The sequence below is a fragment of the Roseovarius gaetbuli genome, from assembly GCF_900172365.1.
Taxonomy (GTDB): domain Bacteria; phylum Pseudomonadota; class Alphaproteobacteria; order Rhodobacterales; family Rhodobacteraceae; genus Roseovarius; species Roseovarius gaetbuli.
In genome coordinates this window covers 37,635-59,182 of the sequence record NZ_FWFJ01000023.1, presented here as the reverse complement: position 1 = coordinate 59,182, position 21,548 = coordinate 37,635, and the positions used below count along the sequence as shown (strand labels likewise).

At 62.1% G+C, this 21,548-nt stretch carries 20 protein-coding genes; 14 read left to right on the top strand and 6 right to left on the bottom strand.

Translation table 11 applies throughout. The annotated features are described in order from the left end of the window. Nucleotide 1: 1 nt before the first annotated feature. The 3 genes from typA to ROG8370_RS12175 all read right to left on the bottom strand — a co-directional run bounded on the left by typA (nucleotide 2) and on the right by ROG8370_RS12175 (nucleotide 3,471). The gene (gene typA, locus ROG8370_RS12185) at nucleotides 2-1,822 is read right to left on the bottom strand and encodes a translational GTPase TypA (protein WP_085827438.1); all 1,821 of its coding nucleotides are present in this window, start codon (nucleotides 1,820-1,822) and stop codon (nucleotides 2-4) included. A gap of 84 nt (nucleotides 1,823-1,906) precedes the next feature. Next, nucleotides 1,907-2,842, bottom strand: a complete 936-nt coding sequence (locus tag ROG8370_RS12180) for a GNAT family N-acetyltransferase (RefSeq protein ID WP_085827436.1) — start codon at nucleotides 2,840-2,842, stop codon at nucleotides 1,907-1,909. 101 nt (nucleotides 2,843-2,943) lie between these two features. Further along, a complete protein-coding gene (locus tag ROG8370_RS12175; RefSeq protein WP_085827434.1) occupies nucleotides 2,944-3,471 on the bottom strand; it encodes a single-stranded DNA-binding protein in 528 nt (175 codons plus the stop codon). A gap of 189 nt (nucleotides 3,472-3,660) precedes the next feature. On the opposite strand from ROG8370_RS12175, the gene ROG8370_RS12170 reads away from it, so the two are divergent. Further along, complete coding sequence (locus tag ROG8370_RS12170; RefSeq protein ID WP_085827432.1) at nucleotides 3,661-4,260, top strand: lytic transglycosylase domain-containing protein; 600 nt, start codon at nucleotides 3,661-3,663, stop codon at nucleotides 4,258-4,260. A gap of 10 nt (nucleotides 4,261-4,270) precedes the next feature. On the opposite strand, the gene ROG8370_RS12165 is transcribed toward ROG8370_RS12170, so the two are convergent. The 3 genes from ROG8370_RS12165 to miaA form a co-directional block, all read right to left on the bottom strand. After that, a complete protein-coding gene (locus ROG8370_RS12165; protein WP_245827352.1) occupies nucleotides 4,271-5,863 on the bottom strand; it encodes an ABC transporter substrate-binding protein in 1,593 nt (530 codons plus the stop codon). A gap of 193 nt (nucleotides 5,864-6,056) precedes the next feature. Beyond that, the gene (locus ROG8370_RS12160) at nucleotides 6,057-6,863 is read right to left on the bottom strand and encodes a helix-turn-helix transcriptional regulator (RefSeq protein WP_085827429.1); all 807 of its coding nucleotides are present in this window, start codon (nucleotides 6,861-6,863) and stop codon (nucleotides 6,057-6,059) included. Between the two features lie 105 nt (nucleotides 6,864-6,968). Beyond that, nucleotides 6,969-7,844 carry a tRNA (adenosine(37)-N6)-dimethylallyltransferase MiaA gene (gene miaA, locus ROG8370_RS12155; RefSeq protein WP_370738337.1) on the bottom strand — a complete coding sequence of 292 codons (876 nt, stop codon included), beginning with the start codon at nucleotides 7,842-7,844 and terminating at the stop codon, nucleotides 6,969-6,971. 146 nt (nucleotides 7,845-7,990) lie between these two features. Here miaA and pyrH point away from each other — a divergent pair, with 146 nt between their 5' ends. From pyrH to ROG8370_RS12085, 13 genes are all read left to right on the top strand, one after another. After that, nucleotides 7,991-8,722: a UMP kinase gene (pyrH, locus tag ROG8370_RS12150; RefSeq protein ID WP_073198190.1), complete on the top strand. Its 732-nt coding sequence runs from the start codon at nucleotides 7,991-7,993 to the stop codon at nucleotides 8,720-8,722. A 185-nt stretch (nucleotides 8,723-8,907) separates the two neighbouring features. After that, nucleotides 8,908-9,471 (top strand): ribosome recycling factor, encoded by a 564-nt coding sequence (frr, locus tag ROG8370_RS12140; RefSeq protein ID WP_085827423.1) that lies wholly within the window; start codon nucleotides 8,908-8,910, stop codon nucleotides 9,469-9,471. Nucleotides 9,472-9,489: 18 nt separating this feature from the next. Further along, nucleotides 9,490-10,215, top strand: a complete 726-nt coding sequence (uppS, locus tag ROG8370_RS12135) for an undecaprenyl pyrophosphate synthase (protein WP_085827463.1) — start codon at nucleotides 9,490-9,492, stop codon at nucleotides 10,213-10,215. Further along, nucleotides 10,212-10,991, top strand: coding sequence for a phosphatidate cytidylyltransferase (locus tag ROG8370_RS12130; RefSeq protein WP_085827421.1), 780 nt, complete (start codon nucleotides 10,212-10,214; stop codon nucleotides 10,989-10,991). Before uppS ends, ROG8370_RS12130 begins: the two co-directional genes overlap by 4 nt. Continuing rightward, nucleotides 10,988-12,160 (top strand): 1-deoxy-D-xylulose-5-phosphate reductoisomerase, encoded by a 1,173-nt coding sequence (gene dxr, locus ROG8370_RS12125; protein ID WP_085827420.1) that lies wholly within the window; start codon nucleotides 10,988-10,990, stop codon nucleotides 12,158-12,160. The genes ROG8370_RS12130 and dxr overlap by 4 nt, the downstream gene beginning before the upstream one ends. A 9-nt stretch (nucleotides 12,161-12,169) precedes the next feature. Next, a complete protein-coding gene (gene rseP, locus ROG8370_RS12120) occupies nucleotides 12,170-13,513 on the top strand; it encodes an RIP metalloprotease RseP (protein ID WP_085827419.1) in 1,344 nt (447 codons plus the stop codon). Nucleotides 13,514-13,648: 135 nt separating this feature from the next. Further along, nucleotides 13,649-14,872 (top strand): N-acetylmuramoyl-L-alanine amidase, encoded by a 1,224-nt coding sequence (locus ROG8370_RS12115; protein WP_245827350.1) that lies wholly within the window; start codon nucleotides 13,649-13,651, stop codon nucleotides 14,870-14,872. A 97-nt stretch (nucleotides 14,873-14,969) separates the two neighbouring features. Continuing rightward, nucleotides 14,970-17,492, top strand: a complete 2,523-nt coding sequence (locus ROG8370_RS12110; RefSeq protein ID WP_085827459.1) for a penicillin-binding protein 1A — start codon at nucleotides 14,970-14,972, stop codon at nucleotides 17,490-17,492. Between the two features lie 97 nt (nucleotides 17,493-17,589). Further along, nucleotides 17,590-18,717 (top strand): peptide chain release factor 2, encoded by a 1,128-nt coding sequence (gene prfB, locus ROG8370_RS12105; protein ID WP_085827418.1) that lies wholly within the window; start codon nucleotides 17,590-17,592, stop codon nucleotides 18,715-18,717. 253 nt (nucleotides 18,718-18,970) lie between these two features. Then, nucleotides 18,971-19,195 carry a twin-arginine translocase TatA/TatE family subunit gene (locus ROG8370_RS12100; RefSeq protein ID WP_085827417.1) on the top strand — a complete coding sequence of 75 codons (225 nt, stop codon included), beginning with the start codon at nucleotides 18,971-18,973 and terminating at the stop codon, nucleotides 19,193-19,195. Between the two features lie 7 nt (nucleotides 19,196-19,202). Beyond that, nucleotides 19,203-19,736: a Sec-independent protein translocase protein TatB gene (gene tatB, locus ROG8370_RS12095; protein ID WP_085827415.1), complete on the top strand. Its 534-nt coding sequence runs from the start codon at nucleotides 19,203-19,205 to the stop codon at nucleotides 19,734-19,736. Beyond that, nucleotides 19,733-20,650, top strand: a complete 918-nt coding sequence (gene tatC, locus ROG8370_RS12090) for a twin-arginine translocase subunit TatC (protein WP_085827413.1) — start codon at nucleotides 19,733-19,735, stop codon at nucleotides 20,648-20,650. Before tatB ends, tatC begins: the two co-directional genes overlap by 4 nt. After that, complete coding sequence (locus tag ROG8370_RS12085) at nucleotides 20,651-21,490, top strand: ATP-binding protein (RefSeq protein WP_085827411.1); 840 nt, start codon at nucleotides 20,651-20,653, stop codon at nucleotides 21,488-21,490. Nucleotides 21,491-21,548: the final 58 nt, after the last annotated feature.

The following is a 21,548-nucleotide window of genomic DNA, read 5'->3' as shown; positions in this document are numbered from 1 at the left end:
TTCAGGCCTTTTTGGCATTCCGCTTGCGCTCGATCGGGTCGAGATAGCGCTTGCGCATGCGGATCGAATTGGGCGTGACCTCGACCAACTCGTCATCGTCGATATAGGCAATCGCCTGTTCCAGGCTGAGCGTGATCGGCGTGGTCAGGCGCACGGCCTCGTCGGTGCCAGAGGCGCGCACGTTGGTGAGCTTTTTGCCCTTGAGCGGGTTCACTTCGAGGTCGTTCTCACGGCTGTGTTCGCCGATGATCATGCCGGTATAGACCTTGGTTTGCGCGCCGATGAACATCTTGCCGCGCTCTTCGAGGTTCCACAGGGCATAGGCCACCGAATCGCCGCTTTCCATAGAGATCAAAACGCCTGTCCGACGCCCCTGAATGGCGCCGCGATAGGGGGTCCAGCTATGAAAGACGCGGTTCAGCACACCGGTGCCGCGCGTGTCGGTCAAAAACTCGCCGTGATAGCCGATAAGCCCGCGCGACGGCACAAGCGCGATGATCCGGGTCTTGCCGGCACCTGCGGGTTTCATCTCGGCAAGCTCACCCTTGCGGGGGCCAGTGATCTTTTCGATCACGGCGCCGGAATATTCGTCGTCCACGTCAATCGTGACTTCTTCGAGCGGCTCAAGGCGCTCGCCGTTCTCACCGGTCCGCAACAGAACCTGAGGGCGCGAAATGCTGAGTTCAAATCCCTCGCGGCGCATGTTCTCGATCAACACGCCCATTTGCAATTCGCCACGTCCGGCGACCTCGAAGGCTTCGCCGCCCGGGGTGTCCGTGACGCGGATCGCAACGTTGGATTCGGCCTCTTTCATCAGCCGCTCGCGGATAACGCGCGACTGCACCTTCTTGCCTTCGCGGCCCGCAAGCGGGCTGTCGTTGATGCCGAAGGTCACGGTGATGGTGGGCGGATCGATCGGCTGGGCTTCAATCGGGTCTTCGACCGCAAGGGCACAGATGGTATCGGCCACCGTCGCTTTGGACATGCCGGCAAGGCTGACGATATCGCCGGCAAGGGCCTCGTCGATATCCTGGCTGGCGAGGCCGCGGAAGGCCTGAATACGGGTCACGCGGAACTGTTCGATCTTCTGGCCAATGCGGCTCAGGGCCTGAACGGTTGCGCCAACCTTGAGACGACCCGATTCAACCCGGCCGGTCAGCAGGCGACCGACAAAGGGGTCGGCGCCAAGGGTGGTGGCCAGCATGCGGAAATCGTCGTTCACATGGGCGATCTGCTTGGGGGCGGGGACGTGGTTGACGATAAGCTCGAACAGCGCCGAGAGGTCCTTGCGCGGGCCTGTCAGCTCGTGATCGGCCCAGCCAGAGCGGCCCGAAGCATACATATGCGGGAAGTCCAGCTGATCGTCATTGGCGTCAAGGCTGGCGAAAAGGTCGAAACATTCGTTCAGCGCGCGATCAGGCTCGGCATCGGTCTTGTCGACCTTGTTGAGCACCACAATGGGGCGCAGTCCGAGGCGCAACGCCTTGGCGGTCACGAATTTGGTTTGCGGCATCGGGCCTTCGGCGGCATCGACCAGCAGAACCACACCGTCAACCATGCTCAGGATACGCTCGACCTCACCGCCGAAATCGGCGTGGCCGGGGGTATCAACGATGTTGATCCGGGTGTTTTTCCAAACCAGGCTCGTGGGCTTGGCAAAAATTGTAATGCCGCGTTCACGCTCCAGGTCATTGCTGTCCATGGCGCGTTCGTCGACGGCCTGATTGGCCCGGAAAGCGCCGGATTGTTTCAGCAGTTCGTCGACCAGCGTGGTTTTGCCGTGGTCAACGTGGGCGATGATTGCGATATTGCGCATGTCCATAGGGGCGGTGTCCTGATATTGTTCGCCTGCGCCCTATACGCCGCAGCGCGGAAAGGCCAGAGGCAAAGCGCCTGACGGGCGTGTTCATGCCGCGCGCCTGTGACGCTTTTGGAACAGGGCGGGCCGGGGAAAGCGTATCATGGTTGGCCCAAGCGCGCAAAGCGCGGCGCCGCTGCCCTGTTTGAAACGTGCAAGACCTCCTGCGTTGCTGACGTCAATCGGGCCAAGATCAAGCCGGATGCCGCCGCGTTCGGCCAACCAGTTTTGCGCCTGCCAGAGCAAAAGATTATGCGCCGAGGTCTTGCGCCCAAGATCGCCCGTCCAGCCGATGTGATAGGTGGCCGTTGTGCCGTGTTGCAGGATAAGCATCTGCGCCGCCAGCTCACCCGCCTTATGCGCGCTCCAGATCCGTGCCGCGCCGCGGTTTTGCGCGCCAAACGCGACCGCAAAGCCAAGCGGCAGGGCGCGATAGCGGCGCTTGCGGCGCTGTTGGGCCTCGCGGCGCAGGAATGCGGCGTCGCGGGTGGGGTCAAATTTACGCTCAGACACCACAAGCCCGGCCGCTTCGGCATGGCGCAACCGGTTGCGCCATTTCCCATGCTGTGCGGCAAGCCGGTCATTGGCGCAGGGCGACAGGTCAAGCTCGGCCACGAATTGCGGGGCGATCAGCGTGTGAAAGCCATGCTGGGAAAGCTCGGCCCCCGCGTGATCATTGTCGGCGCTGCCGATCCAGAGCGCGCCACTGGCCATTACCTCGGTCATGCAGGCGAGGAAGGTATCGCGCTGTTGCTCGGAAAGGTCGGCGCGCCAGATTGGCCCACGCGGCAGCCAGTTTACCGTCAAGGGCCCCATGCGCCGCTGCACCACAAGGGCCTGCGCGGCAATGCCGTCGTGAAGACGCCCGGTGATGCCCTGCACCCGTGCGCCCATAGCCGCCAAAGCACGGGCATACTGCGGCGTTTGTTGCAGGGCGGCGGGGCCGGGCGGGGGCGCGCCATGATCACTCAGGTCTATCTTCATGCCCCGAGTTAATCGCCTGAACCGCTAAGTTTTGATTAAGATGCGCATGAAAAAGGCCGCAACCCGATCGGGTGCGGCCTCTTCAAATCCAAAACACGCGTTTAGAATGGAATTTCGTCATCCATATCGCGCGAGGGGCGGCTTGGGGCCGGGCTGCTGCTGCCACCGCCGCCACCGCTGCTGCCGCCATAATCGCCACCGTAATCACCTCCGTAACCGCCGCTGTCCTGACCGCCGCCATAGCCGCCACCACCACCGCCGCTGCCGCCGCCTTCGCCACGACCATCGAGCATCACGAGGGTTGCATCAAAGCCCTGAAGCACGATTTCGGTGCTGTATTTGTCCTGACCGGACTGATCCTGCCATTTGCGGGTCTGAAGCTTGCCTTCAAGATAGACCTTTGACCCTTTGCGCAGATATTGCTCTGCCACCCGGACAAGGCCCTCGGAAAAGATCGCGACAGAGTGCCATTCGGTCTTTTCCCGACGTTCGCCGGTGCTCCGGTCTTTCCAGGTTTCAGAGGTTGCGATGCGCAGGTTACAGACCTTGCCGCCGTTCTGAAACGTGCGGACCTCTGGGTCGCGGCCCAGATTGCCGATGAGAATTACCTTGTTAACAGAGCCGGCCATCGTGCCCTCCTTGAATCATGCTGCGGGTTGGCGTTCTGGTGGTTACACCACTGGATGGGGGTGAAGGAAAGGTAAAAATTGTCTTCAAATCCTCTCAAATTGGCGCAACACGGCGGAAACTTTAAAAGAAGTCTCGAAAATTCGGGGTAAATTCCTTATGTTACGCCAAAGGTTAATTCTGGGGGCGGAATGGGGATTCGAACAATCACAGGGGCGGTTCTGGCCTTTGGCCTGATCCAGCCGGTCGGTGTTGAGGCCGAGGTTCTATCAAGCAAGAGCCGGGGAACGCTGTTCAAATCGCAAACCAGCGTCTTGGACAATCGCGCCCGTCAGCAATACAACAATTCCGTTCGCCTTCAGCCGCAGCGCGTGAATACGCCCACGATGTGGGGCGATGAGGCGGTGCCGCGTTTCAAGGGCGCCTATCGCGGGCCCTATATCGACGTGGCGAAACAGGCGGCCCGGCGCCACGGCGTGCCAGAGGATCTGTTCCTGCGCCTCGTCCAGCAGGAATCCGGCTGGAAGGTCAGGGCGCGCTCGCACAAGGGCGCGATCGGTTTGGCCCAGCTTATGCCGCAAACCGCGCGCCGTCTTGGCGTTGACCCGCATGATCCGCGTCAGAACCTTGAAGGTGGCGCGCGTTATCTTGCCACGCAATACAAGACTTTCGGCTCTTGGCGGCTTGCGCTTGCGGCCTATAATGCCGGTCCCGGCGCGGTCAAGAAATACGGCGGCGTGCCGCCCTATAAAGAGACCCGCAATTATGTGCGCGTGATCTGGGGCGGCTAGGCCAAAGCGCTTAGGCGGCAAAACCGATCTTATAGAGGTGAATTTCGTTTGCGGGATGCTTTTGCGCATTCACCAGCTTGCCGTTGTGGTGATTGAACAGCGCGCGCCAATAGGGCTGAATGATGACGCCTTCGTCGCGCAGCAGGGTTTGAAGCTGTGCCATCACCGCGCGGCGCGTTTCGGCATCGGCAAGCGTATTGGCGCGATCCAGAAGGCCGTCGAATTCGGCATTGGCAAAGCCGGTCTCATTCCACGCCGCACCCGAGCGATAGGCCAGCGACAACACCTGTACATCCAGCGGGCGGTGGTTCCATTGGGTCGAGGAAAACGGGAAATCGCGCCAATTGGGCCAGAATTGATCGCCCGGCAAAATCCTGCGCCGCACGCGAAGGCCGGCATCGCGCAATTGCACCGCCACCGCATCGCCGGTGTTGCGCTGCCACTCATCGTCAACGGTGACCAGCTCGTGAACATAGCCCAAAAGGCCGGCCGCCTCGATATCCTCGCGCGCCTGCGCCGGGTCATAGGGCGCGGGGCCGATATTGGCATAGGCGGGGTGGATCGGGCTGACGTGGTGATTGGCGGCCACGGTGCCGCGCCCGGCATAGCCAAGCTCAAGGCAAATCGCATTGTCGACGGCAAGCGCAAGGGCGCGGCGGACCTGGCGTTTGATATAGGGGTTGGTGCCTACCATTGTGGCGCTCTGCGAGGCGCGGATCACCGTGGTCGCGGCGGTTTCCGTGCGGGTTTTGGTCCAGCCGATGCTATCCATCGCCTCAACGAAATCGCCAACGGTTTCATAGAGCAAGTCAACCTCATCCGCCTCTGCGGCGGCAAGCCAGCTTGAGGGATTGGTGCCGAAATCAATGAATTCCACCCGGTCGAGATAGGGGCCGCCAAAGACCGCCGTGCCCCACCAGGCGTGATCGTGGTGGCGCTCCAGAATACAGCTCTCGCCCGGCGTCATCGACAGCGGGCGAAACGGGCCGGTGCCGATGCCATGGGCAAAGGGATCGCCGCCGTCATAGCTTTCGTGCGTGATCGCCGCCGGGTAATCCGCGAAATTGGCGATCACCGAGATATCGGGCGTCGTAAGGGCAAGCGCGACGGTGCTGTCATCAAGCACGGTGATCGCGCCGCTGCGGGCCTGTCCGGTCTCGGCGTCAATCATCCCGACAAAGCGCCCGGCCATGGAATTGCCCGGCGCGGTGGTGTCGCACCAGCGGGCAATATTGTGCGCCACGTCATTCGCGTCAAAGGCATCGCCATTGTTCCAGGTCACGCCCTTGCGGACATTCAAGAGATAGCGGGTGGCATCCTCGTTGATGCTCCAGCTTTCAAGCAGCATGCCGCGAAAGCTTCCGTCGCCGACATATTCCACCAGATATTCCAGAAAGCCGCGGGTCTGATTGCCAAGTTCGCTCCAGTCATAGCTGCGCGGATCCTTGAGCGGCTTGACGTTTTGCTGAATGCGCAGGGTGCCGCCCTTGGCAATGGCCGGTGTCTGGGCCTCGGCCGGGCCGGGCAGCCCGCCGAGTGCATAGGCCGCACCCGCCGTCAGGCCAAGCGATGTGGCGCGGCTCAGAAACTCTCGCCTGCCCATGCGCCCGGCCCTGAGATCACCGGCGTAGCGGTGGGCGGCAGGATGGGAGGGGGGGCAAGAATGTCGCGACATGGAACGCTTTCAATGAGGGGGACAGAATCCCGTGCATCGGTCAAGTCATTGCCAGCATTAGATAACGAGCGGCCATTAATGGCAACCCGCCGCGCGCCGTTTGGCCCGTCATTCCCGCGGCTCAGGCGATATTCGCACGTGGCGCGCGTTCGGTGCTCCTTGATCGCAGGGCAGAGGGGCTTAGCCCGGTGTGTTGCAGAACGAAGCGCGAGAAATAGGCGGCGCTGCCAAAGCCAAGCGTGGCGGCGACCTGACCGATGGGCATGTCGCTGTCTTCAAGCAGGTCGCGGGCGGCGTGCAGGCTGCGTTCGGTCAGGATGTCCGCTGCTGTCAGTCCCGAGGCCTGGCGGCTGACGCGGGTGAGATGAGTCGGGGTCACGCCAAGCGCGCGGGCATAGACCGCCATGGCGCGCCCGCTTTTGTAATCGCGCTCGATCAGCGCCGAATACCCGCGCATCAGGCGCTCTGTGGCGCTTGGCTTGTCGGGCGTGCCATGGTCAATCATCGCCCGGCGAAGCCAGACAGTGAGAATGCTGGCCTGTGCATTCAGCGCCTCATCCATGAACGGGCGCGCGGCACTTTGTTCGCGCTGCATCGCCTCAAGGATCGCGGCCAGCTCGTTCTGGCTGGTGACATCGCGAATCCGAAGGTGCTGGCTGATGTCCGGCATCAGGATAGGCCCGCCCGCAGGCACAAGGCAGACAAGGCCAAAGCCGGTCTTGCCAAGGTCGAGCGAAAACATCGTGTGCGCGGGGATCGCCAGAGCGTTGTGGACCCCGATGCCGCGCCGCACCCCGTCAACCACGGCGATGCCCTGGCCACGGGTGATCCAGATCAGCGCGTGCGCCTCGCTGCTGTGTTGCAGGCTGCTGCGCCAATCGCTGCCGCGGGCCCATTGCACCAGGGTCTTGATTTCGGGATGCCGCATGATCCGCTGTCTCCGGGGTGATCGGGTGAGTCCCCGATAATAGTCGTAATAAGACTAATCATTGGCATAGGATCGGCGCAATGTCAGGGAAAAATAGCGAAAATTCTAAATCGTTTCGGCGGCAATCCGCCGCCATCGGCGCATTCTCGCGCGAAACCAGGTGCGTTGCCGCTTGGCAAATTGCCGGGTCGCGATGGTGGCGGCCTCGCGGGCCTGATCAAGGGTCAGCTCACCGCGCAGATAGGCCACCAGTTCGGGCGCGCCGATGGCCTTGGAGGAGGGGCGCGCCGCATCCCAGCCAGGCAGGTTGGCGCGCACCTCGTCAAGGGCGCCCATCTCGAGCATGGCATCGAAACGCCGCGCGATGCGGGCGTTAAGCCAGTCCTTTTCGGCCTCGACCAAAAGCGGCTGACAGGCATCGAGCGGCAAGAGCGGCGGCGGGGTGTCGTCCTGCCAATCGGCCAGCCCGCGCCCGGTGGCCTGCAACACCTCCCAGGCGCGTTGCACGCGCATCGGGTTTTGGGTGTCGATACGGGCGCGGGTTTCGGGGTCAAGGGCAGCGACCAGCGGCGCAAGGCCTTGGGTGGCGCGGATCGCATCACCCCGTTGGCGCAGATCGGGCGGGGTGGCGGGGATATCGGCAAGCCCTTCGGTCAGGGCCGCAAAGTAAAGCCCGGTGCCGCCGACGATGATCGCGCGCTCACCGCCATCGAGAAACGGCGCCACATCGCGCAGCCAATGCCCGGTCGAATACTCGGCCCCGCCCGGCACATGCCCATAAAGCGCGTGGCGCGTGGCGGATTCATCCTCGGCACTCGGGCGCGCCGAAAGGATGCGCCAGTTGTCATAGACCTGCAGCGCATCGGCATTGACAATCACGCCGCCCTGATCGCGCGCGATGGCAAGCGCCAGTGCGGATTTGCCGCTGGCGGTTGGCCCGGCGATCAGCACCGGCTGGTCCGGATCAATATCAAATGGCATGCCCATGCCCCCCGTTACCCAAGATCGCGTGCCTTGACGAGGCGGTTTTGTGTCTTTTCGCCGCCCACGCGGGTTTCTGCGATTGAACCTTCCAGACATTTGCGACATTTTGCGCGCGATCTCATAGACGTAGTGGAGTACTGCCGATGTCCGCCCCCCAAGACCCCAATGCCAAGTTCAGCCGCGTCATGCTCAAGATCTCTGGCGAGGCGCTGATGGGCGACCTTGGCTATGGGCTTCATCCGCCAACGGTCGAGCGGATCGCGCGTGAGGTCAAGATCGTGCATGATCTCGGGGTCGAGATTTGCATGGTCATCGGTGGCGGCAATATCTTTCGCGGGCTTCAAGGCTCGGCGCAGGGGATGGAACGCACCACCGCCGATTACATGGGCATGCTTGCCACCGTCATGAACGCCCTTGCGATGCAAAGCGCGCTTGAAGGGCTTGGCGCCCATTGCCGGGTGATTTCGGCCATTCGCATGGATGAGGTGGCAGAGCCCTATATCCGCCGCCGCGCCGTGCGCCACCTTGAGAAAAAGCGGATCTGCATTTTCGCCGCTGGCACCGGCAACCCCTATTTCACCACCGATACCGCCGCCACGCTCCGGGCCAATGAAATGGCCTGTGAGGCGATCCTGAAGGGCACCAAGGTCGATGGGGTCTATGACAAGGACCCGGTGAAACACGCCGATGCAAAGCGCTATGACCGGGTCAGCTATGACGAGGTTCTGGCCCAGCATCTCGGGGTGATGGATGCCAGTGCGATCGCGCTTGCGCGCGACAACAACCTGCCGATCATCGTCTTCAGCCTTGACGAGCCGGGCGGCTTCAAGGGCATTCTGGCGGGCGAGGGCACCTATACGACCGTGCACGGCTGATCAGACGTCAGGACCGGGATTCATATCAATTAAGGCGAAGAAAACTCTCAAAATCGAGCTGACCAAGGCGGTCGGCGCTGATTTGAGAGGAGGGGCCTTGGACCGGGTCTGCGCAAATGGCTGGATTGCCGGGGCAAAGGCCGATATACCCGGCACAAACAAAACAAACGTTGTGGGCATAACAGATGGCAGATGATTTTCTTCTTGATACCGATGATATAAAGCGGCGCATGGACGGCGCAATTGCGGCACTGAAAACCGAATTCGCATCGCTGCGCACCGGGCGCGCGTCGGCCTCGATGCTGGAACCGGTGATGGTGGATGCCTACGGTCAGAAAACCCCGATCAACCAGGTCGGCACCGTCAATGTGCCCGAGCCACGGATGGTCACGATCAACGTCTGGGACAAGGGCCTTGTCGGCAAGGTTGAAAAGGCGATCCGCGAAAGCGGGCTTGGCATCAACCCGCAACTCAACGGCACCATCATCATGCTGCCGATCCCCGAGTTGAACGAAGAGCGTCGCAAGGAACTTACCAAGGTTGCCTCGCAATATAGTGAACACGCCCGCGTCGCCGTGCGCAACATCCGCCGCGATGGTATGGATCAGATCAAGAAGGCCAAGGCCGACGGTCTCTCTGAGGATGACCAGAAATTCTGGGAAGCCGAGGTGCAGGAGCTTACCGACCTTTATATCAAGAATGTCGATGAGGCACTGGAAACCAAACAAGCGGAAATCATGCAGGTCTGAATGACAAAGGGCGCGCGTATGCCAGATACATTTGTAGCAGGCGACGGTCCGCGCCATGTGGCCATCATCATGGATGGCAATGGCCGGTGGGCACAGGCGCGTGGGCGCCCGCGCCTGTTTGGCCATCATGCGGGCGCGCGCCGGGTACGCGAGATCGTCAAGGCCTGTCCGTTTCTTGGGGTCAAGTACCTGACGATATTCGCCTTTTCGACCGAAAACTGGAAGCGGACCCAGACCGAAGTTGCCGGCCTGATGAGCCTGTTTCGCCGCTATATCATGAAGGAAATGCAGGAATTCGTTGCCGATAATGTGCGTGTGCGCTTTATCGGGGATCGCCCGCGTCTGGATCGCAAATTGCGCAACCTGATGGATGAGGCCGAGGCGATGACCGCCGGTTGCACCGGCACAAACCTTACGATTGCTCTGAACTACGGGGGCCGCGATGAGGTGTCACGCGCCACCAAGCGGCTGGCGATGGATGTGGCCGAGGGCCGTCTTGATCCGGCGGATGTGGACGAGGAAACCTTGCCGAAATACCTTGATACCTGCGTTCTGCCCGATCCTGACCTTGTCATCCGCACGAGCGGCGAGGCGCGGATTTCGAATTTCCTGCTCTGGCAGTCGGCCTATGCGGAATATGAGTTCATCGACACGCTCTGGCCTGATTTTACCGCGGATGTCTTTGCCAAGCTATTGGCGCAATACGGCACGCGCGACCGCCGCTTTGGGGCGGTGCCCGCATGAGCGGCAGCGCGCAGTGGTCCGATCTTGCGCCGCGGGTGATCTCGGGCGTGGTGATGGCGGGCATCGGGGCCGTGGTGATCGGCGTTGGCGGCATTGTGTTCGATGCGCTGATCTCGGGGCTTGCCGGTCTTATGATGTGGGAGGCCGCGCGCATGTTCGGCGCGCCCGATGCGCGGCGCTCCGGCGTGCTGGCGGCTCTTGCCGTTGGCCTTGCGCTCTGGCTCCAAGGGCTTTTGGTGCTGCCCTTGCTGTTGGCCGCCGTCGTCGTGGCCGCCGGATCGGTCGAGCGCGAAAAGGGCCCGTTTTTCGCATTGGCATTCTGGAGCCTGCTTGGGTGTTTCGCCATGGCGCTTGTGCGCGATCATGCCGGGCTGATCTGGGTGGTCTGGCTTGTCGCCGTGGTGGTGGTCTCTGATGTGGCGGGCTATTTCGCCGGGCGCACGCTGGGGGGGCCAAAGTTCTGGCCGCGCTTCAGCCCCAAGAAAACCTGGTCGGGCACGATTGCCGGCTGGCTTGGCGCGGCGGTGATCGGGCTTTTGTTCATGGCGCCGACCGGGGCAGGGCTGGCGCTTGTGCCGGTCTCGATGCTGGTGGGTTTTGCCGGGCAGATGGGTGATATCGCCGAAAGCGCGGTCAAGCGGCTGCGTGGGATCAAGGACAGTTCCGGCCTTATTCCCGGCCATGGCGGCGTGCTTGACCGGTTCGACGCGATGCTTGGCGCGGCGGTTCTCGTGGTCATTCTCTGGGCGCTCGACCTGATGCCGGGGCTTGCATGAAGCGGGTTTCCATTCTGGGTGCAACCGGCTCTATCGGACAGAACACGATTGACCTGATCCGTCGCGCGCCGACGCATTTTGACGTCGTGGCGCTGACCGGCGGGCGCAATATCGCACAGCTTGCGGCGGATGCCGTTGAACTTGGCGCCGAGGTGGCGGTCACCGCTTATGACGATCTTTTGCCTGATCTGCGCGCCGCCCTTGCGGGCAGCGAGGTCGAGGCCGCCGCCGACGGTGCCGCTTTGGTCGAGGCTGCGGGGCGCCCTGCGCATTGGGTGATGTCAGCGATCGTCGGCGCGGCGGGTCTGGCGCCCGGTCTGGCGGCGCTTGAACAAGGCGCGACCCTGGCGCTTGCCAACAAGGAATCGCTGGTGACGGCGGGGCCTTTGATGATCCGAACGGCGCGCGAAAATCACGCCCGTATCCTACCGGTGGACAGCGAGCATTCGGCGATCTTTCAGGCCATGGTTGGCGAAGATTCCGCCGCCGTGTCGCGGGTGATCATCACCGCCAGCGGCGGCGCATTCCGCGACTGGCCGCTGGCCGATCTTGAACGCGCAACCGTGGCCGAGGCCTCAAGTCACCCCAATTGGGCGATGGGCCAGCGGATCACCATCGACAGCGCCTCGATGTTCAACAAGGCGCTTGAAATGATCGAAGCGCGCGAGTTCTTCTGCTTTACCCCGGATCAGATCGAAGTGCTGATTCATCCTGAATCGGTGGTGCATGCGCTTGTCGGATTTTGCGACGGCGGGCTTATGGCCCATGTCGGCCCGCCCGATATGCGCCACGCCATCGGCTATGCCCTGCATTGGCCCCAGCGGCAGGCCCTGCCGGTTGAGGCGCTTGATCTGGCGGCCATCGGAACGCTGAATTTCCGGGCGCCCGATGTGGCCCGCTATCCGGCGTTGCGGCTTGCCCGCGAGGTCATGGAGATGCGCGGCTTGAGCGGCGCGGTCTTCAACGCCGCCAAGGAACGCGCGCTTGATCATTTTATCGCCGGGCATATCGGATTTACGGATATGAACGTGGTCGTCGAAGAGGTTCTGACACGGCTGACGCGCGACCCCGAAGAAATGAATGCGACCCTGACCCTTGATTGCGTGTCCCGGATGGACCATCTGGCAAGACAGTGCGCCGATCAGGTTGTCACGGAGCGAAACAGTTAAGGATTACGCGTGGATATTCTGACCCTCCTGCCACAGTTCGGCAATGTTTTCATGACCTTGTTTGCCTTTGTCGTCTGTCTTTCGGTGATCGTGGCGGTGCATGAATATGGCCATTACATCGTCGGGCGGTGGTCCGGGATCAAGGCCGAGGTATTCTCGCTCGGGTTTGGCCCGGTGCTTTTTTCGCGGATGGACAAGCATGGCACCCGCTGGCAGTTGGCGGCCCTGCCGTTTGGCGGCTACGTCAAATTCCTTGGCGACGCCGATGCCGCCAGCGGCAAGGACGCCGAGGCGATGGCCAACGTGCCCCCCGAACGCCTGCGCCAGACCATGCACGGCGCGCCGCTCTGGGCGCGCACGGCGACCGTGGCGGCGGGGCCGATCTTCAATTTCATCCTGTCGATCGTCGTCTTCGCGGCGATCATGATGACCCAAGGCAAAACCGCCGAGCCGTTCGCCGTGGGCGCGCTCAAGCCGCTTCCGGTGGTCGGGGTGACGCTTGAACCGGGCGATCGGATCCTGGCGATCGAAGGTATCGAAATGCCCGAGTTCGGCGAGGGCTTTGACGATCTGCTTGACGCGCTTCCGACGCGCGCGTTGCTTGAGTATGAGGTCGAGCGTGACGGTCGGCGCATGACCGCGCAGGGCCCGCACCTGATGCCACCGCTGATCAGCGGGCTGGCGCCGCAATCCTCGGCCTATGCCTCGGCGATGTTGCCCGGTGATGTGATCACCGCGATCAACGGCGTGCCCGTGGTGGCCTTTGGCGAGCTGAAAGACGTTGTCGAAAGCTCGGACGGGGCGGAGCTTGATCTGCAACTCTGGCGCCCGGACGGCGCGGCGTTTGATGTGGCGATCACCCCGCGCCGGGTGGACGAACCCCAAGCCGATGGCGGCTTCAAGACCGAATGGCGGATCGGCATCGCCGGCGGGCTGGCCTTTGAGCCGGCCACGGAAACCCTTGGCCCGGTCGAGGCCGTGGGCAATGCGGTGGTGCAGACCGGCGAGATCATCCGCTCATCGGTCTCGGGGCTCTATCACATGGTCACCGGCGCGATCAGCAGCTGTAACATGTCCGGCCCGATCGGGATTGCGCAGGTCTCTGGCGCGATGGCAAGCCAGGGACCAGAGAGCTTTATCTGGTTCATCGCGGTTCTGTCGACGGCGGTGGGTCTTTTGAACCTGTTCCCGGTGCCGGTGCTCGACGGTGGGCACCTTGTGTTTTACGCCTATGAGGCCGTGTCGGGGCGCCCGCCCAGTGACAAGGCGTTGCGGATCATGATGACCGCCGGTCTTACGATCGTTCTGTCGCTGATGCTGTTTGCGCTGTTCAACGATATATTCTGTCCCTGAGCGGCGCGCTTGGGGCAGGGGGCGCGCAGGTGAGTATTTATGGAACGATGAAAGAGCGGGGCTGTTTTGCGGCCCCGGCTCTGGTATGATCGCGGCCAATGAAAGACCGGGGACCGGCGGGTGAGCAGAGCAGTGATGAAATGGCTTATGATCGTGGCGATGCTGTGCCTCGCACCGGGGCTGCGCGCGCAGGAGCAGGGCTTTAGCGCGCTTGCGCGGATTGATCCCGAGGCGAGCAGGTTTGCCGATACGCGCCGGGGGATGGAGGTGCGTCTGGCGCTGAGCCAGGGCGTGCCCTACCGGGTGTTCACGCTGGATGAGCCGACGCGGCTTGTGATGGATTTTCGCGAAATCGACTGGCAGGGGCTGAGCGGCGCGGAGTTTGGCGAGGCCGAGCGCGCCACCGGTGTGCGGCTTGGTCAGATCAGGCCGGGCTGGTCGCGCATGGTGGTTGATCTTGCGGGGCCGCATGTTCTTGAAACCGCCGGGCTTGTGGTCGATCGGGTGACAGGTGCCGCCGACTTGCGGGTGGTTCTTGGCGCGGCTGACGCCGAGGCCTTTGCCGCAAGGGCCGGAACGCCGGATTTGCCGGGCTGGGATTTGCCGACCCCCGAGGGCGCACTTGTGGCGCCAGAGCGGCGCGCGCCCGGCGAGGGACCTTTGTTCGTGGTGCTCGATCCGGGGCACGGCGGGATTGATCCCGGTGCGCAGGTGGGCGAGGTCACCGAAAAGGATCTGATGCTTCAATTCGCGCTGGAACTGAAAGAGGTGCTGTTGCGGGACGGGCGGTTTGAGGTGGTTCTGACGCGGGATGCGGATGAATTCGTGCCGCTTGAGCGGCGCGTCGCGCTTGCCCATCAGGGCCGGGCCGATGTGTTCTTGTCGCTGCATGCCGATGCCTTGTCAGGCGCAAGGGCGCGCGGAGCGTCGGTTTACACCCTCTCGGACAGCGCGTCGGATGAGGCGAGTGCGGCCTTGGCCGAGCGTCATAACCGCGCCGATATTCTTGCCGGTGTCGATTTGAGCGGCAAGGATGACGTGGTGGCCGATATCCTGATTGACCTTGCGCGCCAGGAAACCCAGCCGCGCGCCGAGCGTCTTGCCAAGACGGTGCTGGCCACGCTCAAGGCGCAGGACCTGCCGCTTTTGTCGCGCCCGCAGCGACATGCGGGTTTCTCGGTGCTGAAGGCGCCGGATATTCCCTCGGTCCTGCTTGAGCTTGGGTTTTTGTCGAGTGCGCGCGACCTTGAAAACCTGCGCGATCCGGCCTGGCGGGCGCGGATGGCGGGGGCGCTGCGCGATGCAATGCTGGTCTGGCGGCGCGAAGACGGGGCGCGCGCCGGGCTGGTGCGGCAGTGAGGCTCAAGCGAAAAATGGCGCAAGGGCAGGGGTATTCCCTTTTGACCCGCGCGCGCCGCGTGCCTATATGGGGCGCAACCAATATGCGGGGGCCACGGTGCTGCGTGCGATTCTAAGCCTTTTCGGGACGGTTTTCAGCCTTCTGACGCTTGCCATCATGGTCATAGCGCTCAGCATCGGCGCGATTTTCCACATCTACGGCAAGGATTTGCCGAGCCATGAATCGCTTGCCAATTACACCCCGCCGACGATCAGCCGGATTTATTCGGGCCAGGGGCGCATCATCGACGAATTCGCCCGCGAGCGTCGCCTCTTTACCCCGGCCGAGGATATTCCCGACCTTGTCAAACAGGCCTTCATCAGCGCCGAAGACAAGAATTTCTACACCCACGGCGGCTATGACGCGCGCGGTATCGCGGCGGCGGTGGTCGAGGCGGTGCGCACCCGCGGGCGCACGGTGCGCGGTGCATCGACCATCACGCAGCAGGTGATGAAGAATTTCCTGTTGTCGGGCGACCGCCAGTTGGCGCGCAAGATCAAGGAGATCATCCTTGCCACCCGGATCGAAGAGACGCTGAGCAAGGAAAAGATCCTGGAGCTTTATCTCAACGAGATTTTCCTTGGGCAAAACAGCTATGGCGTGGCGGCTGCGGCGCAGACCTATTTCAACAAGACGCTTGGTGAATTGGCCCCGCATGAGGCGGCGACGATTGCCTCGATGCCCAAGGCCCCGAGCGATTACCACCCGGTGCGCGAGAAAGAGCGGCTGCTGCAGCGGCGCAATTTCGTTTTGCGCGAGATGGCCGAGAACGGCTATATTTCGGATGAGGTTTACAAGGTCGAGAAGGCCGCGCCGCTGCGCAGTGTGCAGAACGGCGATTTCGATGCCTTCTCGGGCGAGCTGCCGCCGCGCGATTACTTTACCGATGAAATCCGCCGCCAGCTGAGCCAGGATTTCGGCGAGGGCGAATTTTTCACCGGCGGTCTGAGCGTGCGCGCGACCATCGACCCCGAAATGCAGCTGCGCGCGGCGCAGGCGCTGCGCCGTCAGCTTGAAAGCTATGACCGCAGTCAGGGCAAATGGCGCGGCACCGGCCTTAGCCTGCCGGAGGAGGCGCTTGCGAGCGAAGAGAGCTGGCGCAAGGCGCTTGGCGCGCTCGCCGTGGCGCGCGACATTGATCAGGGCGGGCAATGGTATCCGGCGGTTGTTCTTGAAACCGGCGATCAGGAGATGCGGATCGGCATCGAAGGTGTGCCCGAGACCGAGGCCGAACCTCAGGTCGTGCCGCGCAAGGATGTTGCCTGGCTGCCGGGGGATTTCAAGAAGACCTTCAAGCGCGGCGATGTGGTGCATGTGCGCCGGATGGTGGACGACGACAGCGGCGCGTTTGTCCGCTGGACGCTGCGGCAGGTGGCCGAGGTGCAGGGCGGCTTTATGGCGATGGACGTCAACACCGGTCGCGTGCTTGCGATGCAGGGCGGGTTTTCCTATCAGGCCTCGGTGTTCAACCGCGCCACGCAGGCGATGCGCCAGCCGGGATCAAGCTTCAAGCCCTTCGTTTATGCCGCCGCTCTGGACAGCGGTTACACACCCGCCACCATCGTGATCGACGCCCCGATCGAGATTGACACGCCTCAGGGCCTGTGGCGGCCGCGCAATTCCTCGAACAAGTTTTACGGCCCGACCCCGATGCGCACCGGGATCGAACAATCGCGCAACCTGATGACCATCCGCCTGGCGCAAGAGGTGGGCATGGATGTGGTCGCGGATTACGCCGAACGCTTTGGGGTCTATGACAACATGGGGCAGTTTCTGGCCAACTCTCTGGGCTCGGAAGAAACCACGCTTTACAACATGGTGGCGGCCTATGCGATGTTCGCCAATGGCGGCGAGCGGGTGCGCCCGACCTTGGTCGACCGGGTTCAGGATCGCTATGGCAAGACGATCTATCGCCATGATGAGCGTGACTGTGTCGATTGCAATGATCCGACGCTACCCGATAATCGCGGGCCGCGCATCGTGTCGGATCGCGAGCGGGTGATGGATGCGATCACCGCCTATCAGCTGACCTCTATGATGAAAGGCGTGGTGGATCGCGGCACCGCCTCTGGGGCGATCAACCTGCCGGTGCCGGTGGCCGGCAAGACCGGAACCACCAATGATGCGCGCGACGTCTGGTTCGTGGGCTTTACCAGCAATATCGCAGCGGGTTGTTATATCGGTCACGATCAGCCGCGCGGCCTTGGGCGGTCGGCCTATGGTTCGTCGCTATGTGGACCGGTGTTTCAGGAATTCATGACCGAAGCGGTCAAAAAATATGGCGGCGGGCCATTTCAGGTGCCGCCGGGCGGGCATTTCCTCAAGATCGACCGCTTTACCGGCGCGCGCCTGTCGGATGATGCCTCGGGCGATTACGTTGTGGCGGAGTATTTCCGCGATGGCGAAGAGCCGGTCTTTGGCATCATGTTCGATGGCGGCTTTGCCATGGGTAATGACCTTGACCTGTTCAACTCGGGCTCGCGCGAAGCCGTGCAAGAGGTGATCACCTCGACCGGGGAAAAGGCCAAGGTGGGCGGCAAGGCAAGCTTTGGTTCGATGAGTTCGGGCGGGCTTTATTGACGCGCTCGCGCGATTGCTGTGCGCAAAGGGTTGGCTGATCTTGCCCGGCCCGGCGCGCTGCGCTATCACCCGCACCTGAGCAGCCAAGGAAGCCCAAATGCGCGCAGAAACCCAGAACATCGTCGCCGAGATCGAAAAGTCGCTGGAGCTGTTGCGCCAGCGGATGGGCTGGGAAACCGTCCAGCATCGGCTTGAAGAATTCAACGCGCGGGTCGAGGACCCGACGCTTTGGGATGATCCGGCCAAGGCGCAAAAGCTGATGCGCGAGCGTCAGGCGCTTGTCGATGCCCTGGCGACCCATGACGAGATCAAGCAAGAGCTGGCCGATAACACCGGCCTGATCGAGCTTGGCGAAATGGAAGATGACGCCGAAGTCATCAGCGAGGCCGAATCGGCGCTCAAGGTGCTGGCCAAGCGGGCCGCCGCGAAAGAGCTTGAGGCGTTGCTGGACGGCGAGGCGGATGCCAATGACACCTTCCTTGAAATCAATGCCGGGGCCGGGGGCACAGAATCCTGTGACTGGGCCTCGATGCTGGCGCGGATGTATGTGCGGTGGGCGGAAAAGCGCGGCTATACGGTCGAGCTTCAATCCGAAAGTGCGGGCGACGAGGCCGGTATCAAATCGGCCGCCTACAAGATCAGCGGGCATAACGCCTATGGCTGGCTGAAATCGGAATCCGGCGTGCATCGCCTCGTGCGGATTTCACCGTTTGATTCGGCGGCCAAGCGGCATACCTCGTTCTGCTCGGTCTGGGTTTATCCGGTGGTTGACGACAATATCGAGATCGAGGTGAACCCCGCCGATATCCGGATTGATACCTATCGCAGTTCGGGCGCCGGCGGTCAGCACGTGAACACCACCGACTCGGCGGTGCGCATCACCCACCATCCCACCGGCATCGTGGTGACGAGTTCAGAGAAATCCCAGCACCAGAACCGCGATATCGCCATGAAGGCGCTGAAATCGCGGCTCTACCAGATGGAGCTTGATCGCCGCAACGCCGCCATCAACGCCGCGCATGACGCCAAGGGCGATGCCGGCTGGGGCAGCCAGATCCGGTCATACGTGTTGCAGCCCTACCAGATGGTCAAGGATCTGCGCACCAACGTTGAAACCTCTGACACCAAGGGCGTGCTGGATGGCGATCTGGATCAGTTCATGGCCGCGACCCTTGCGATGAATGTCAGCGGTAAATCGCGCGCCGAGGCCCAGGGAGAGGGCTAAGGCGGGTCGCGCGAATTCCCGCAAGGGTTGTGGCCCTGTCTGCTTGTGCCCCGAGCGGGGGCGCATTCTTTTGGCCTTTTGGGAATTCAGTCGGTTGCACGAGGGGCATGGCTATGCTTTGCCTAGGCGATAGATTTTAAAATTCCATGCGTTTTGGCGCTTTGGTGCTTCCAACCGACGCTTTGAACGACTAGATAAAACCAGTGAAATTGCCGGGGGCGTTAACCTGCCCCCGAGACAGGGAGAGACAGACATGCTGAACAACATTGGCCTTCCCGGCCTTCTTCTGATCGCCGTTGTGGTGCTTGTGCTTTTCGGGCGCGGCAAGATTTCGTCGCTGATGGGCGAAGTTGGCAAGGGGATCACCTCTTTCAAGAAAGGCGTCTCTGAAGGCACCAAAGAGCTTGAAGACGAAGCCAAAGATTCGGTCGAAACCGCGCGCGACGTGACGCCGGCCGACGAAAAAGACAAGGTCTGAACCCACCATGTTCGACCTGGGCTGGACCGAGCTGCTGCTGATTGGCATCGTGGCGTTGATCGTCGTGGGCCCAAAAGACCTGCCGGGGATGTTTCGCGCGGTTGGTAAATTCATCGGCAAGGCCAAGGGCATGGCCCGCGAATTCAGCCACGCGATGAACGATGCCGCCGAAGGCTCTGGCGTGGACGACATCAAGGAGACGCTGCGCAAGGCAGCCCATCCGATGAAAAGCGCCATGGATGAGGTCAAGAAGACCACAGACGGCATGTCTCGCGATCTTAAGGAAAGCGTTACGCCGCTGAGCGAAGAGCGCCAGTCACAGGCCGACAAAATCCGCGAGAAGGCCGCCGAAATGGCCAGCAGCCGAAAGGCCGCCGAAGCTGAGGCAGAGGCCGCCAAGGCGGATGTCGCCACGGCCAAGCCCAAAGCCAAGGCCGCACCAAAGCCCAAGGCCGCGCCCAAGCCCAAAGCGGCAGCCAAGCCCAAGGCAGCGGCGAAAGCAAAGGCGAGCCCAAAATCAAAGGCCGGGGATAAGGCATGACTGCCAGCAACGATATGGAAGACAGCAGCGCGCCGCTGATTGAACATCTGGCGGAACTGCGCACGCGGCTTATTCATTCGGTCGTGGCCTTCATCATCGGCATGGTGATCTGTTTCACCATGGCAACGCCGATCTTCAATTTCCTCACCGAGCCGCTTTGTACGGTGCTGGCCGAGCGCGGCCAGGATTGCGACCTGATCTTCATTAGCCCGCAAGAGGGTTTTTTCGTTGCCATCAAGGTTTCGCTTCTGGGCGGATTTATCCTGGCCTTTCCCTATATCGCCAACCAGATGTGGCGGTTTGTGGCGCCGGGGCTTTATAAATCCGAAAAAGGCGCGTTCCTGCCGTTTCTGGTGGCCTCGCCCTTCATGTTCATCCTCGGCGCGTCGTTTGCATTTTATGTCGTGACGCCGCTGGCCTATGACTTTTTCCTTGGGTTCCAGCAATTTGGCGGCGAAGGCGAAGCGGTCGAGGGCGCCAAGGGCGCGGCACCGCTTTCGGTTGTCTTTCAGGGCTCGGCCCAGGAATATCTTAACCTGACGATCAAATTCATCGTCGCCTTCGGCATGTGCTTTCAGCTTCCGGTGCTCTTGACCCTGATGGGCAAGGCCGGACTTGTCAGTGCGATTGGCCTGCGCAGCGTGCGCAAATACGCCGTGGTCGCGATCCTGATCCTTGCCGCCCTGGTGACGCCGCCGGATGTGATCACCCAGGTGATCCTCTTCGTTGTCGTTTATGGTCTCTACGAAATTTCGATCCAGCTTGTTGCTCGGGTTGAGCGCAAGCGCGAAGCCGAGTTGCGCGCGCAGGGGCTCTGGGTGGAGGACGAGGAGGACGAAGACGAGGATTTCGACTTTGATGATCCGCTCGCCGATACCATCGCCGAGGATGAGGACGACAAGGGTAAAAGCTAAATGACCACCGACCCGATGGAACGGATCGCCGCCGCGCTGGAACGGATCAGCCCGGCGCCGATCGAAGCCCCCGACTTTGCCGATGCTGACGCCTTTGTCTGGCATGTCAGCCCGGATCGTCTTGTGCCGGTGCCAGAGGTCAACCGGGTCGATATGGCGCTTTTGCTCGGGATCAACCGCGCCCGCGACACCCTGCTTGAGAACACGCTTCAGTTTGCACGTGGCCTGTCGGCCAATAACGCGCTGTTGTGGGGCGCGCGCGGGATGGGCAAATCAAGCCTAGTGAAGGCGGTGCATGCCGCCGTGTTGGGCGAGGGTTTGCCGCTCAAGATCGTCGAGCTTCAGCGCGAGGACCTGCCAACGGTGAGTCGGCTTCTGACGCTACTGCGCGGGAGTGGCGAGCGGTTTGTGCTGTTTTGCGATGATCTGTCGTTCAGCCATGACGATCAGCATTACAAATCCCTCAAGGCGGTGCTGGATGGCGGGATCGAGGGGCGGCCGGAAAATGTGGTGTTTTACGCCACATCGAACCGGCGCCACCTGATGCCGCGCGACATGATCGAGAACGAACGCTCGTCGGGCATCAACCCCTCCGAGGCGGTTGAGGAAAAGGTATCGCTGTCGGATCGCTTCGGGTTGTGGCTTGGGTTTCATGCCTGTGATCAGGATCAGTACCTGGCGATGATCCGGGGGTATTGCGATGCGCATGGTGTTGAGATTGACGATGGTACCCTGCGCGCCGAGGCCATCGAGTGGCAGGCGACACGCGGGTCGCGCTCCGGTCGTGTGGCCTGGCAGTATTTTACCGATCTGGCCGGGCGGCGCGGGGTTTCAGTCTAGGCGTTTTTAAGGGCGGTGCGGCCCGAGGGTCGCGCCGGGCAGTATGCGTTCGGGCCAC